The sequence below is a fragment of the Capnocytophaga cynodegmi genome (assembly GCF_002302475.1).
In the GTDB taxonomy this organism is placed as follows: domain Bacteria; phylum Bacteroidota; class Bacteroidia; order Flavobacteriales; family Flavobacteriaceae; genus Capnocytophaga; species Capnocytophaga cynodegmi.
On record NZ_CP022378.1, the window covers coordinates 1,896,198 to 1,911,185 of the forward strand.

General features: G+C 34.3%; 12 protein-coding genes. 6 read left to right on the plus strand and 6 right to left on the minus strand.

Going from position 1 to position 14,988, the window contains the following annotated elements:
* The first annotated feature begins 8 nt into the window (after window positions 1–8).
* The 4 genes from CGC48_RS08470 (at window position 9) to CGC48_RS08485 (ending at window position 4,414) form a co-directional block, all read left to right on the plus strand.
* The gene (locus CGC48_RS08470; protein WP_098029229.1) at window positions 9–2,294 is read left to right on the plus strand and encodes a TonB-dependent receptor; all 2,286 of its coding nucleotides are present in this window, start codon (window positions 9–11) and stop codon (window positions 2,292–2,294) included.
* A 126-nt stretch (window positions 2,295–2,420) separates the two neighbouring features.
* Complete coding sequence (locus CGC48_RS08475) at window positions 2,421–2,609, plus strand: hypothetical protein (protein WP_157909895.1); 189 nt, start codon at window positions 2,421–2,423, stop codon at window positions 2,607–2,609.
* Between the two features lie 71 nt (window positions 2,610–2,680).
* A complete protein-coding gene (locus CGC48_RS08480) occupies window positions 2,681–3,469 on the plus strand; it encodes a hypothetical protein (RefSeq protein ID WP_157909896.1) in 789 nt (262 codons plus the stop codon).
* 24 nt (window positions 3,470–3,493) lie between these two features.
* The gene (locus CGC48_RS08485; protein ID WP_041989796.1) at window positions 3,494–4,414 is read left to right on the plus strand and encodes a hypothetical protein; all 921 of its coding nucleotides are present in this window, start codon (window positions 3,494–3,496) and stop codon (window positions 4,412–4,414) included.
* 82 nt (window positions 4,415–4,496) lie between these two features.
* Here the strand turns inward: CGC48_RS08485 and CGC48_RS08490 are convergent, their stop codons facing one another.
* From CGC48_RS08490 to CGC48_RS08510, 5 genes are all read right to left on the minus strand, one after another.
* Window positions 4,497–7,352 carry a M16 family metallopeptidase gene (locus tag CGC48_RS08490; protein ID WP_098029232.1) on the minus strand — a complete coding sequence of 952 codons (2,856 nt, stop codon included), beginning with the start codon at window positions 7,350–7,352 and terminating at the stop codon, window positions 4,497–4,499.
* A gap of 135 nt (window positions 7,353–7,487) precedes the next feature.
* Window positions 7,488–9,617 (minus strand): TonB-dependent receptor, encoded by a 2,130-nt coding sequence (locus CGC48_RS08495; protein WP_098029233.1) that lies wholly within the window; start codon window positions 9,615–9,617, stop codon window positions 7,488–7,490.
* 296 nt (window positions 9,618–9,913) lie between these two features.
* Window positions 9,914–10,627 carry a ZIP family metal transporter gene (locus CGC48_RS08500; protein WP_098029234.1) on the minus strand — a complete coding sequence of 238 codons (714 nt, stop codon included), beginning with the start codon at window positions 10,625–10,627 and terminating at the stop codon, window positions 9,914–9,916.
* A gap of 34 nt (window positions 10,628–10,661) precedes the next feature.
* Window positions 10,662–11,786: a GTP cyclohydrolase gene (locus tag CGC48_RS08505; RefSeq protein WP_098029235.1), complete on the minus strand. Its 1,125-nt coding sequence runs from the start codon at window positions 11,784–11,786 to the stop codon at window positions 10,662–10,664.
* A complete protein-coding gene (locus tag CGC48_RS08510) occupies window positions 11,771–12,715 on the minus strand; it encodes a transporter (RefSeq protein WP_098029236.1) in 945 nt (314 codons plus the stop codon). Before CGC48_RS08510 ends, CGC48_RS08505 begins: the two co-directional genes overlap by 16 nt.
* A 621-nt stretch (window positions 12,716–13,336) precedes the next feature.
* On the opposite strand from CGC48_RS08510, the gene CGC48_RS08515 reads away from it, so the two are divergent.
* Window positions 13,337–13,876, plus strand: a complete 540-nt coding sequence (locus tag CGC48_RS08515) for a hypothetical protein (RefSeq protein ID WP_098029237.1) — start codon at window positions 13,337–13,339, stop codon at window positions 13,874–13,876.
* A 125-nt stretch (window positions 13,877–14,001) separates the two neighbouring features.
* The gene (locus CGC48_RS08520; protein WP_098029238.1) at window positions 14,002–14,280 is read left to right on the plus strand and encodes a DUF4834 family protein; all 279 of its coding nucleotides are present in this window, start codon (window positions 14,002–14,004) and stop codon (window positions 14,278–14,280) included.
* Here CGC48_RS08520 and lipB read toward each other — a convergent pair.
* Window positions 14,277–14,987 carry a lipoyl(octanoyl) transferase LipB gene (gene lipB, locus CGC48_RS08525; protein WP_098029239.1) on the minus strand — a complete coding sequence of 237 codons (711 nt, stop codon included), beginning with the start codon at window positions 14,985–14,987 and terminating at the stop codon, window positions 14,277–14,279. The genes CGC48_RS08520 and lipB overlap by 4 nt on opposite strands.
* Window position 14,988 lies beyond the last annotated feature (1 nt).

Genomic DNA, 14,988 nt, shown 5'->3' on the forward strand with positions numbered 1-14,988 from the left:
AATAATTTATGCAAAATATTTTTTGTCTTTTGATTTTCAGTTTGTGTTGTTGTATTTACGGACAACAAACACTTCGGCTGAAAATTGAAGATGAACAAAAACAACCACTTATCGGGGCAGTAATTCATTTTGCTGGGAAACACTATGTTTCAGATAGTCAGGGGAATGTTTCTATTTCGAATTTGAAAAAGCAAACATATTTTCTTAAAGTTACTTATCTGGGATTTGAGGATTATCAAACAAAAATAGAAATTCCTCAGAAAGAACAGTTGGTAATTCAATTGAAAGAAAGTGTTAATCAATTAGATGAAACTGTCATTTATCTGCAAAACCGAATGACATCTCGCAATAATGTTGCTTCTGTTTTGGGTAAAGATGACCTACAAAAGAAATCAGGGGAATCATTAGCCGAATTACTTGCTTCAGTTCGGGGAGTGTCGATGATACAAACCGGAGCCACTATCGCAAAACCCGTAATTCACGGGCTACATAGCAACCGAATTCTCATACTTAATAATGAAGTTCGGCAAGAAGGGCAACAGTGGGGAGCAGACCACGCGCCTGAAATCGACCCTGCGATGGCAAATCGCATTGCTGTGGTGAAAGGTGCCGATGCTGTCCGATATGGTTCCGATGCTTTGGGAGGCGTTGTTGTTATTTCGCCTGAAAAACTTCCGTATGGCGATGCTCTTCACGGAGAAGTTTCTCCTTCGTGGGCATCTAACGGACGAAAAATGGCAACTTCCTTGAAGCTCGAAACAGCTGTGCCAAGTCTTCCGCAATGGGCGTGGCGAGTTCAGGCAAGTGCGAAACGTTCTGGAGATGTTCAGACGGCAGATTATCATCTTAATAATACCGCTCAGCAAGAAAAAAACTTTTCTGTAGCAACTGGTGTGGAAAAGGAGCAATGGGGCGTGGAGGCTTTTTATAGTCGGTATTACAATGAAACGGGTGTTTTTTATGGTTCGCATATTGGGAATTTAGATGACCTACTTGCCCGATTTGAAATCGGACGTCCGCTAACGACTTATCCGTTTTCCTATCAGATAGAAGCTCCTAAGCAAGAAGTTACGCATCATTTGCTGAAAGTAAAAGGATTTGTGCGACTTCCTTTCGGAGGAAAGTTCACAGCTCAGTATGCTTTCCAAGATGATATCCGAAAAGAATTCAACGTTCGCCGATTGGAGCGAACACGTATCCCAGCGTTGAATATGGAACTTTCAACACATTTATTCGATGCTTCGTGGGAGAATCATTATGGCAAATGGAAGTCTCATCTTGGAGCAAGTGCCTCACAACAGGTCAATTATAATTCACCTGGTACGGGAGTTGTTCCAGTGATTCCGAATTTTGCCTCTTTCGGATACGGAGGTTTCGCCATTCAAAAGTATGATGGTGGAGCTTGGGAAATAGAAGGCGGACTTCGGTACGATTATAAATCATTCAATGCCGATGGTTACAACGCTTTTTCGCAACGTTACGGAGGAAATCATTCATTTCACAACATAACGTACTCTGTTGGAGGAAGCTATGCTCCAAGTGAACAATGGTCATTCACATCTAATGTAGGAGTGGCGTGGCGTTCGCCTCACGTGAGCGAATTGTATAGCAATGGGCTTCATCACGGGGTAGGAACGTACGATATTGGCGATGAAAATTTACAATCGGAGCGAGGCGTAAAATGGATTACTTCGGTAAAGTTCGAGCAGGAAAAATGGTCGCTTAATGTGGATTTCTTTGCACAACTTATCAGAAACTATATTTACGATGCACCGACTGGAGAGACCAAAACGCTTTTTTCAGGAGTATATCCGATTTTTCGTTACGCACAAGCCGATGCTTTCTTTCGCGGGGTGGATTTAGAGATGAGCTATCAGTTTTTACCTCAATGGAAGTATGGTTTGCAAGGTTCGGTGGTGTATGCTAATGAACTCAAAACGAAGCGGTATTTTCCTTTCATTCCTTCGGAGAGAATCCAACAGGAGTTGCATTGGGAATTACCGAAGATGGGAAGGCTTCATAATGTGTACATTTCGGCAAAGCATACGTTTGTTGCAAAACAACTGCGTTTCGACCCGAAACAAGAGTTGGTAAGCACAACCCCTGATGCGTATCATTTGCTCGATGTGGAGGGAGGTTTCCGCTTTCCGTTTGGACAAACGCAATCACTTGCGGTACATTTTTCCGTTGAGAATCTTTTTAATAAATTGTACAAGGAATACACCAACCGCTTCCGATATTATGCTCACGACTTAGGGCGAAACGTGCAACTTCGATTGACTTATAAGTTCTAAATGAAGAATGAAATAAACGATGTGGAGTGAATAATGAACGATGTCGGTCAGATTGTTTCTTATATCGGAAAGGAAGTTTTTCATCTTGCGGAAAAGATTTCTTAACTGCGGAAAGTGATTTCCGAAGTGAAGCAAACAGTTTCCGAAGTGAAGCAAGGAGTTTCTGAAGTGAAGCAAGGAGTTTCTGAAGTGAAGCAAGGAGTTTCTGAAGTGAAGCAGGTAATTCCCGATGTGGAGCAAATGGTTTTCTGTATGAAGCAAGTTGTTTCTTTTAAAAGAAAAGATGATTTTAATGTAAAAAGGAATGTTTTTTAACTGAAGAATACTATTTCGGTAATAGAAACTTTCAAAACAAATTTAATAACAAATAAAAGTAAAATTAAATAATGAAAAACATAGTTAGATTTAGCTTTGTAGTAGTAATGTTTGCTACTTTAATAATGAGCTGTAGCAAGGATAATTCTTCGGAAGTAGATAAGCCTTTTGTAAAAGAAAAAGAAGAGTTTACCTTTGATGCAACGGTTTATCCCTTGAATGTTTTGCAATTGAACATTTTGAATAATTATATAGGGAAACCAAAAATGGAATTTATCGATAAATTGAAAGCCGATAAAGTTGCTTTTGTAAAGAATGAAGATGAATTGGAAGAAGCCGATGAAGATATTACAGAATTGACCTTTATAGCTGAGGCAAAAGAATCTCCTTTCAATAAATATGAAGTTAAAGCACATTTTCAAAATGTAGCTGATTTGGATCAACTTCCATATACTTTGTACGATGGAGTTTCGTATTTTGAAATAACACCATTAGATGATGCTGGAATGAAAGCGACAAGTACCGAATTTAAAAAAGTTTTTGATTATTTTCACGTGCGTTTCAGTGCTTTACAACCTTCCAAAAAGGCGTTTCAGTATGTTCGTAAAAAGGCAGGAAATCCTCCCTATTTTGTGGAAAGAGATGATTATGCAGATTTTTTACAATCAATGGATAACCCTAATATTGAAGCAGATGGACTAATATTTTGGATAAATAATCCAAAACCTTTGGCAAGTAATAGCTCAAAGGCTAAGAATACTCCGAAAATATCAATGGAATACGATTATGAAAGTAAAACATACAGTATTGAAATAGCTTTCAATATGCCTAGTGATTTCTTCAAAAATATAAAAAGATAATAATATAATTAAAATTTTAAATCAATGAAAAAGTTTATAAAAACATTAAAAACAGGAATTTTAGCGTTTGTAACAGTGGCGCTTGTAAGTTGTGAAAAAGATGCACCAGCTCCAATCGATGAGCGAAATGATAAAGGACACGATGAGTGGAGTAAAGTAACTTTTACCATCCGAAGAGGACACTTACACGGGCAGAATTTTCACGCTAATCCTGAAAATTTGTTATATCCAACTCAGGAATTCATTTTTGAAACTGATGGAACAAATATTGTTCGTAAGAATAAAGCTGGGAAGGTGTTGGCACAAGGTGAAGAGCCAATATTGATGATTTCAGGGGGACAATATGCTATGGAAATAATCTACTATAATGCGAAAGGTGAGCGAATGAATAAAGAATTTACAAATTCTGAAATGTTGCCTATCCATCAACATTTCTTTACTGTAAAAGATTATTTAAATACTAAAACGAATCAAACTTCTTCTGAAACATCTGAATTAATAAGTTACGTATATCGTGATACTAATCCTGAAGATGTTATGTTGGGAAGCTTTATTGATAAGAGAAATAGTACTAAAAAATCAGAATTGTCAAATGATGCACTAGGATTAAAAGGATATTTCACACCTAACATTCCGTATGCAAAATTTGATTTGAGAGTTCGATTACTTCACGTTCAAAGGGGAACAAAATATATCAATAACGATAAAAGTAAAGGTAGTTATCCTTTTAATGCTCCATCAGATGATTTATTGGTTCGTAGTGGAACAGACTTTGATCAGTATTTGCCTGTGCATGTTTTAACATCACCTTCATCAGGTGAAGAGGGAGATTATGATCGTTTTGTGAAGGATTTGGCTGATTATTTCAAAAAAACAACAGATGAAATTAAACAAATTTTGAGAGAATCAAACGAACAACAGGAAAATTCTAATTATTGGATGTAAGATAAAAAGAAAGGTACAAACATGCTGTTTGTACCTTTCTTTTTACGTGAGATTTTTTTAATTTATTTATTGTTAAATGAAATTACTTCACGTTATCAGGAAGTAAAATGAATTCAAATAAACTATTTTCTTTAAGATACTTATTAGCAACTTTTTGTACAGATTTACTTGTAACTTTTTTCAGGTCTTCTAAGTATTTATTAGGTTCTCTTAGTGGTTTTTCTAATTGATACCCATCTAAAATATATCTACTCCAGAAAGAATTTTCTTTTACAATGAGCTCCATTTGGCGTTCTTGCTCAATTTTAAATTTATCCAAATCTTCCTGTGTTGGTCCGTTCTTTTTAATTTTTTCAATTTCTTCAAAAGCAGACTTGATTAAAGATTGATACTTATCAACTGCTGTACCGAAAGCAATTTCAACAGAATATCTATTTTTTGGAAATTTAGAATACGAAACGTTTGCTCCTGTACCATACACGCCGCCTTCTTCTTCACGCAGACGCTCCAATAATCTTAAAGTTAAAACGCTTTCTAATGCCTGCATATTGATATTTTCCATATCGTTGTATTTGTAATCTCCAATATATGAAAGAATTACAGATACTTTCTCCTCTTTTCCTTTTTTGGTAGTATGTTTGAAGCCTTTTTTAGGTTCGTAAAGCCCCAAATCTTTCCCTTTTTCGCTACGTTTTAGGTTAGGAAGAGCAGCTAAATAATCTTCTAAATAAGGTTTAATTTCCTCTTCAGTAAATGAACCTGTAATAACAAAAGTAAAGTCAGAAGCATCTGCAAAACGGTCTTTGAAAATGCTCAAAGCACGATTTTTATCAACTTTCTTCAGGTTGGCTTCTGTAATAGGGGTACGACGAATACTTCCGTTGTACAAACGTTTTAACATATCTCTTTGGAAAACAAAGTTAGGGTCATTTTCCTGATTTGCCATAGAAGAGATGCTTCGCGCAATAATACTTTGGAAAACATCATCATCAATTCGTGGTTCAGTAAAGAAAGCATAGATTAATTCAAAAGCTGTTTTAAGTCCTTCTTTATCACTTTGACCTGAAATACCTTCGCTAAGCTCCCCAATGTAGGCACTAACTGATACGTCTTTACCTGTCATATATTTTGTCAGCTCAACAGAGTTTAATTGACCTAATCCACTTGTATTTACCAAACTACTTGCATAAGAGGCAGAGAAATAATCATTATCTCCATATAGTGAAATTCCTCCTGGGCTATATGAACTAATCAATATTTGGTCATTTTTGAATGTTGTAGGCTTAAGAACAACTTTCACACCATTACTTAGAGTAAGCTCTTTAGCTTTAACTTCCGCTAGTTCTTTGCTAGAGATGATATTTCCTTTTTGAGGTTGTTTTGAAAGTAAAGGTAGGTCTGAAACTTTATCTTCGTAAGCAGCAATAGCTTCTGATTCAACCTCGGAAATCCACTTATTAACTTGACTTTCATTAGGTAATGAGTTTTTATCCTTCTCAGGAGCCATTATCAGAATGTCACGATTGATGTCTGCATAATAGTGTCTTCCCAAAGCTTCAACTTCTTTTAGTGTAAGTGTAGGAAGTAATTTTTTTGTAAGTTGATAGCTATCCTCATTACTCATAGCTGGTTGACCTTCAAGATAGTAATTTAAGTATCGGTCTACGTACTCTCCTGATGTTTTCTTATCACGTTCAGTATACGAAGTCTCGTTTGATTTTTGGATACTAGTGATAACTCTATCAAACTCTGTTTTTGTAAATCCGTGTTTTTTGATGCGTTCAAGTTCACGTACCAAAGATTTGAATCCCTTTTCAAGTTCGTTAGGTTTTGCCATCACGGTTGCCCCGTACATATCCAAACCTCCAAGGAAGCCACTAATGCTAACGTGTGCTCTTAAGAAAGGTGTATTTGCAGACTGAAGCAATTCTCCTAAACGAGCGTTTAACATTTGTCCGTAAACTGACCTCATAAGCAACTGACGATAATCTCCTATAGTTTTAGCTTTCATCTCAGGATGTTTTATCATAATTTGAGCCACAGTAGCAGTCATTTCAGGGTCAGTTACTACCATAAACTGATTTTTGTTCAACAAATCAACTTTGTAAACTTCTCTTTTAGGAGCATTTGAAGATGTTCTCATATCGGAAAACAAACGTTTAATTTCTTTTTCGATATAAGCCTCATCAATATCTCCAACTACAATAAGAGATTGTAAGTCAGGTCTATACCAGTCTCTATGAAATTTTCTTAATTCTTCATAAGGGAAATTACTAACAATAGGTTCTGTTCCTATAGGAAGACGATTAGCATAGCGAGAGCCATTGAAAACCATCGGGAAATATTGGTCGCGCATACGCTGATGAGCACCTCTTCCTCCTCGCATTTCTTCCAAGATTACACCTCTTTCTTTGTCAATTTCTTCAGAAGTAAGCAATGCATCTTGTGCCCAGTCTCGCATTACTTGCAATCCGTTTTTAAGTAACTCAGGATCATCAGAAGCTATGGGTAGCTGATACACTGTTTGGTCGAATCCAGTATAAGCGTTTAAGTCTCCACCGAATCGAACTCCTGCTTTTTGTAAGTAATTAACTAATTCATTTTTAGGGAAATGTTTTAGTCCGTTGAAATTCATATGCTCTAAAAAGTGGGCTAATCCTAATTGGGACTCTGTTTCCAAAATAGAACCTACTTTGAAAGCTAAATACATTGTAACCCGATTTTTAGGCTCTACATTTTTACGGATAAAATACTGGAAACCATTAGGTAATGTTCCTGTTTTTACCTCATTATCAAAAGGCAAAGCTTTTTCGAGAGATAAAGAATCTTTTGGCATAACATATGTGCCATTATTTTTTTCCAAAGAACTGGCTTCAGCACTCTGGAAAAGCATTGTGCCTAAAAAAGCCAACGCCGCCGATTTTACAAACTTCTGCATACAGTAAAATATTTAACTTAAATGTTTTGAGGCAAATGTATGCATATAAAACAGATAAAACAAATTTTTTTAAATATGAAAAAGTACCTCTTCTTTAACAGAAAAGGTACTTTGAGTCATGATTAAAATTATTTTCTAAAATGATAGCGTTAACCCTGCCAGATAATTGATTTCGGCTTGAGGGAAGTAAGCAGCTTGTCCATCTTCAAAAGTTCCGTTGGCTACATATTTTGCATTCAAAATGTTGTTTCCGGTAACTGAAATCACTATTGATTTACAGAATTTTAATGGATTTATTTCATACGATAAGTGCAAGTGGTTAACAAAGTAAGATTTCAATTTTGAATTTTCTTCGTTAATGTTGCTCATATATTGCTCTCCTACGTATTTGGTTAACAATGTTGCACCAAAGTTTGGTATAGGTTTGAAAGTTAATGAGCTTGAAGCCACAAATTCAGGAGAATATGATAGTTTGGTGTTTCCTATATTTACCGATTTCCCTTCTTTTATAGTATGAAAATCAATGTTTTTATTTCTGCTGACAGATACATTTGGTTGCCAAATCCATTTGTTGGAAAGTAGTAAAGTAGCATCTACTTCAAGTCCAGCTCTGTAGCTATCTCCGCTGTTATCACGAATAGGATACCCTTTGTCATTCAAACGCCCAGTTAGCACCAATTGGTCTTTATAAAGCATATAATATAAATTCGTATTGATTTTTACTTTTGGGGTGTTGTATCTCCAACCTAATTCAAAATCGTTCAATTTTTCAGGTCGAGGTTCTCTTATTGTTGCGGAAGGGTCTGTCTTTTTGGCTTTTTTATACTCTTTGTGTGCCGCTTTGTAGTCGCTACGATTCGGCTCCTTAGTGGCTTTGGCATATGATAAGTAAAAATAATTATTTTCGTTTAAGGAAAAACTTACTCCTATTTTAGGATTGATAAAATTAAATGCTTTGTCAGCTTTGTATTCATCGGCTTTGTAGTGAACGTATCTGTATTGAATATCAGCGAATAAATCCCACTGAGGAGCAAATTTCCAAGTCATTTTAGCAAAAGCGGAACCATCTTTTTTATATCCCCAATTTTCGTCTACAATTTCTTGATAAGGTTTTGAAGCTTCTTCCGACCATACTCTTTCATCGAAATGCAATCCGTCATATTTGTTGAAAGCACCTCCAAATATCAAATCAATAGTGTTTTTCTTGAAATTAGAAGATAATGTAGCTCCGTAGAAATCGTTATCTAAGGCGTATCGTGTGATTTGGTGTTTGTCATAGGTTGCACCTCCCCAAGTTTCGTACATTTCCCAATGACCACGACCTTTGGTGTAATGAAAAGCCAAGTTGGTTGTCCAAAAAGGAGACCATTTTTCTACCCAATGCAGTTGAGCGTGGTCTTGTTGGTAATTATCCGTTTCATTGTCGTAGAAACGAGTGTTGCCCTCTGCATCTTTGTATTTTCCAGCAGGATTGTATTTTCTGTTTTTGTTCAAAGTTACCTCGTCAATCCCCATCCAAGTGAGTTGTGTTTTTTCTTTTCCACCAAAAACTAGAGCTTTAATCAGCGTATTTTTGTAAGAATAAGCTCCTTGTAAGAAATAGGATTTCAAATCAGACGATGCTCTGTCTCTGTATCCGTTAGAATTGATTTTTGAAAAACGTCCCGAAAGCTCAAAACGCTCATTGATTTTTCCTGTCGAAAGTTTTACCATATGCTTATGCGTATTGTAACTTCCGTAGAAATTTGCAATTTCGGCATATGGATTCTCCGAAACGGCATCAGTAAGTACATTCAAACTTGCCCCAAAAGCTCCCGCACCATTAGTAGATGTACCTACACCACGTTGAAGTTGAATATTCTCTGCGGAAGAAGCAAAATCAGAAAGATTGTACCAAAAAGTTCCTTGTGATTCTGAGTCATTGTACGGAATACCATTGATAGTCACGTTGGTTCGGTAAAGGTCACTTCCACGGACAGAAAGGTAGGTCGCTCCGAAGCCTGTTCCGTCTTCCGAATATGAAACTACGTTAGGCAAGTTCCCTAAAAGCATCGGGATTTGTTGTCCTTGATTGCGTTTTGCGATGTCTGATTTCGATAAATTGGAGAAAGTTACTGGCAAAGTTTGTTTTGCCCTTACTGCCGAAACCAGTACTTCGTCTAATTTGATGGTTTTTAGTTCTGTAGAATCTTTTTCAGACTCGATTGTTTGAGCATAAGCCGAAGTAATAAGGCTCATCGCTCCCATAAAAAATAATTTTTTCATCAGTAAAATGAAATTTTTACAAAATAAAAGAGGTAATTATTTTATGGAATGAATAAAAAAGCCTGTTCCTGCTACCCAAAAAGCAAAAACAAGCCACTTATTATTGACTTCGTTTCCTTAGACTGCATTACCAGCCCAAGTTCTATGGGTATAATCTCAGCCGCAAACGCAGCACCCCTTTGAGACGAGTGCAAAAGTATAAAAAAAAGTTAAAATAGAAAATAATTCATTTCAAAATTTCTTAACGAAGAAAATACTGAAAATATTATTTTTATAATCAATTGTAAATCATTTGATTATGTGAAATACGCTGCTATAAATCCTAAAATGATTGTACCAAGTTTGATGTGGTTAAATTTATGATTTTCAGATGTTTCAAATAAAATGACTGATGAAATATGCAAGAAAATTCCTATAACAATTGCTGATACCTGAATATGATAACGTCCTAATTGTGGAATGAATTCAGCAAGTAATGTTCCAAAAGGAGTCATTAAAGCAAATAATATCAAGAAAATAAAAGTTTTCTTAAGTCCTATTCCAGAATCTAAAAAGAAGATAGTCAATACCATAGCAATAGGTAAGTGGTGTATGAAAATTCCATAAACCATATGATGGTGATGATGTAAAGGGAAACCTTCCAAAATAGAATGAATACTCAAACTAATAAACAGAGACCAAGGAAATGCATTTTTAAGCTCGGAATGGGGATGATGCATATGCCCGTGTTCCGCACCTTTTGAAAAGAACTCTAAAATAATTTGTAGTAAAATCCCTATTACAATCCAAAGTCCGATTTTTTTACCTGTATTATGGTCGTGAATATTGTGTTCGTGGGAGTGTTCTAAGGAGTGAAAAACTTCTGGAATGAGCGTAAAAACTGTCATTGCAAGTAAGAAAGCCCCACTGAAGGCTAATAATAATTTTATATTTCTTTGGTTTTTAGGCTTGAAGATAAGAACAGTTCCAAAACCTATTACGATAGATAAAAATGGAAGAATGTAATTCATTTTAATTTATTAATTTCTATATTTTTTTAGTTAATTAAATTTCTTTTTTGTAAGTAGCTCTTTTTGCGTATGTTACAGGGTTAAAGCTTTTCCAAAGTTGTTGAATGGCAAGGTTGTCTTCCAGCTCAGGAGTTATTATGCATTTATGGATTCCATTTCTTTGAAAAACAGGGTGATAGTAATCAAAAAGCAATGCAGGAATTCCTTTGCTTTGATACTCAGGAGCTACCCCAATTAGGAAAAACTCTACCATATCGTGATTTTTTTTTGCTTTTAGCAAATGCCAAAATCCGAAAGGGAATAAACTTCCTTTTGCTTTTTGTAAAGCCTTTGCAAAAGAGGGAAGAACAATAGCAAAACTGATTAATTTTCCTTCTTTATTTTCAATAAAACGAATATACTCAGGATTTATGAACGGAATATATTTCTTCTTAAAATAATTCTTTTGGCGTTCAGTAACAGGAACATATGACGATAATTTTGAATAACTTTCGTTGTATAAATCGAACATTGCGTCCACGTATTTCAGAACTTCCTCTTTTGTGTTCGTAGGAATAACACGAACTTGGTATCGTTTTCGGATTGCTTCAGCGGTTTTTTTAAATATCTCCGCATTTACACTACTCAATAAAAAGTAAGTTTCTACAAATCCCTTTTCTTTTATCATTCCCAACCTTTCCAAATGTTCTTTATAATATGGAAGATTGTACCAAGTTATTGTGCTGGCAATGTGGTCATAGCCCTCTGTCATAACACCTACTTTATCCATATTGGAAAAGCCCATAGGTCCTTCCATATATTTCAGTTGATGTTCCCTACCTTTTTCGGAAACTTTATCAAGTAAAGCTTTAGTTACATTTATATCATCAATCATATCAAGCCATCCAAAACGTATTTTGGCAATATTCTGGCTTATATCATACTGATTTATAATAGCAACAACACGACCTACAATTTCATTTTTCTGATTGTAAGCCAAATAGAAGAAGGCTTCTGCATTGTCAAAAGCAGGATTTTTAGTTTTATCGAAAGAAGCCAATTCTTCATCAATAAGAGGAGGAATCCAATATGGGTTATTTTTATATAGCGAGAAAGGGAATTTTACAAATTGTTTTAAATCTTTTTTAGAAAATATTTCTTTAACTAAAATATCAGCCATTTTTTCTCTTTTTTCGGTTTTCTCTGTCTTTTTATTTTGGTAGGTTTTAGTTTTTCTTCCTGATGTGATTTTACAAATTTTTTGTGATTATCAATACGATACGAAAAACCGAGTAAAGCTGAATATCGCGAAGGAGTATTTTTCCAACTTGCTCCTAAATCAACATTTACTTGAATATCTTTGGTAAATAAGTAAGCACCACCTAATCGTGTAATTTGGTCACTGTAGTAACCACTCTGGATACCTTCTGACTCTACAAAAATGCTAAACCGACCATTATCCAAATTGTGTGTCAAAGTCAAAATATAACCTAATTCAGGATATTTACTTAGAAAACGATTTGCTATTAAATTTCCGACCAAAACCACACGAGATGAAGGTTGACTTTGAAGCGAAACAACCACTTTTGGAGAAAGCCTGTCAACTTCTTCGTAAAAGTAACGTTTGTTTGGCAAAAAATTCATTCCAGCATAAATTCCCACTGCAGGAATTAATCTTCGCCAATGAAAAGAATTGTTTGCTTTCCAGCTGTAGATGTTGGGTTTGTCATCTGTATTTGGGGTATAAATTAAGTATTTAGCTCCGATAGTGTTATTTACAAAGCCAAAATTGTTAGTTCTTTCATTTATAAAACGATAATAGTGAACATTATCATAAGCGGCTGTACCATTGAACATTAACTCCAGTCTGTCTGACAGAATGCCATATCTCACGGAATAATTTACTCCCAAAATAGTCATATCGGTAAATATTTCCTTATGGTTACGCTGCTCAATCCACAAACCGCCCTCAAATTGCAAAACGCGTCCGCCAACCGAATAGGCACTTTGTGAGTTTCCTGGTAAGTTTGAATTAATGATATCTGTATATTGCCCCTGTACAGAAATGGGTAATATAATGATTAAGAGTGTTATAAATAGGCGAATCATATCACAACGAATTTCAGTAAAAAGAAAAATTATAACTAAATAACAATTAAATTTATTTATTATTTTCTTTTTTGAATTTGAACTGCAAAGATACTCTTATCTGTTTAAAAAACAATACATTTTGCTATAAAAACAGGATTAAATCATAAGAATAGGTCAAAAGATGTAATACACATATAGTAAGTGATTTAATTTATCATTGGGAAAATATTGAAAAGCAAATATAAGAAGACTTGATAAGTAAAAGGTAAGTTAGGTTAGTAAATTGTTGCTTAAGTGTTATTTTAAATAAAAATAGGTAACGATGATTTTTTTAAGGCTGACTTTTAAATTACGTTTTGAGAAGCTCAAAATATTTTCAGTATTTTGAACTCACTTGTCTTTATTATTACTGATTTTATGGCTTTTATTTTCAAAAGAATAAATTTCTTTTAAAATATTATCAATAATACAAAAAATAGCTTTAGTTTTGTTTTTGATTTTTTTCAGGCTATTGATTTTGTGTTTATTATGTAATTTAGAGATTTACCCCAAAATGTTGATTAGATTTTACGAAAAAAATCAATAATGATAGTTATTTGAAAAGTTAAAAGAGACTATTTTTTATAAAAGAATACTTTAATGGAAAACAATAAAAAAGAGAAAAAATATGTGCTAAGGCGATTTTTTATGTATTGTCATTTGTTTATCGCAATTTTAGCATTGTTGGTTGAATTTGCCAATGATTTTAGAGGTTTAAAATTGATTTTGTATTCAAGAAATTTTACTGATAATTTTGTTGTGAAAAAATATTATTATGTGGGGAATAATTCATACAGAAAATCAACAAGTAGTTATGTTTATGGTTTTTTGGAGGGAGATACAAAATATAATCAAAATAATACAAGGTCTTTTCTTATGAACAGATACAACATTGGTAGAAATTTTAAAGAAGACGAGCAAGGAGAAACATTTTTAGAGGTTTGGTATTGCCCTAAATTGGATTATGTAGTTTCATTTGCCAATCAAATAAAGTCCAGACCTACATTTTATGATGAATTTCTATCTTATACTCTCTTTATAATTTGGATAATCCCTGAAATTTGGTATTTAGTCATTTTAAGACGAAGAGAACGGCGAGAAAAATTATTGGAGAAAAATAATAGTAACTTAACTTGTTAGTTTATTTTTTTGTTATTTTCTAATAAAAATGATAATTCTATTTGAGGGAAGATTTTTATAAATTTTGTCATTGTATTGTCAATTGCTGATTATTTTTCCTATTTTTGCCCGAAACTTACAAAAAAATGATTGCAGAGGCTTCTTTTTCAGGGTTTATAAAAACCTTGTTTATTATTATTCTGATTATTTTTGGCTTACGTGTTCTGATGCGAGTTTTGGCTCCGTATATGATGAAGTATTTTCTAAAGAAAATAGGAGAGAAATTTGGAGGGCAATTCCAACAGGCTCAAAGTCAGTATCAACGGAAAACACAAGAAAGCCAAACGATAAATAACAATTCACAAACAAACCCACAATCTAAAAAGAAAGTGGGTGAGTATATTGATTATGAGGAAGTTGATTAGTTTTGTGTTCTAATAAATTCAGCTTCAAATAGTTGTTGAAAATATCTTGTGATTTTTTCTTTTACTTCACCTATGGGAATTTCGTTCTTACCAAGTTCTACATTAAGTGAGGTAACGGCTTTACCACGTATGCCGCAAGGAATAATATTGTCAAAATAACCCAAATCTGCATTGACATTAAAGGCAAATCCGTGCATTGTAACCCAGCGAGAACTTCTTACACCCATTGCACAAATTTTTCTTGCGAAAGGTGTTCCTACATCAATCCAAACGCCTGTTTCTCCTTCACTACGAGTAGCTTCTATGCCATAATCTTTCAAAGTTAGAATGATAGTTTCTTCTAAAAGACGAAGGTATTTGTGAATATCCGTGAAAAAATTGTCTAAATCCAGAATTGGATACCCAACAATTTGTCCTGGTCCGTGATAAGTAATATCGCCTCCTCTGTTTATTTTATAGAATTTAGCACCCTTTTTTTCAAGTGTTTTTTCATCTATTAGCAGGTTGGATATGTCTCCACTTTTTCCTAATGTGTACACGTGTGGATGTTCCACAAACAGAAAATAATTAGGAGTTGGGAGCTGAGTGTTTTCGGCTCTATTTTTTTGTTTCACCTCTATAATTGATTGAAAAAGAGATTCTTGGTAATCCCAAGTTTCTTTGTAATCTTTATTGCCTAAATCTTTAAATAGTATTTTTTTATTCATT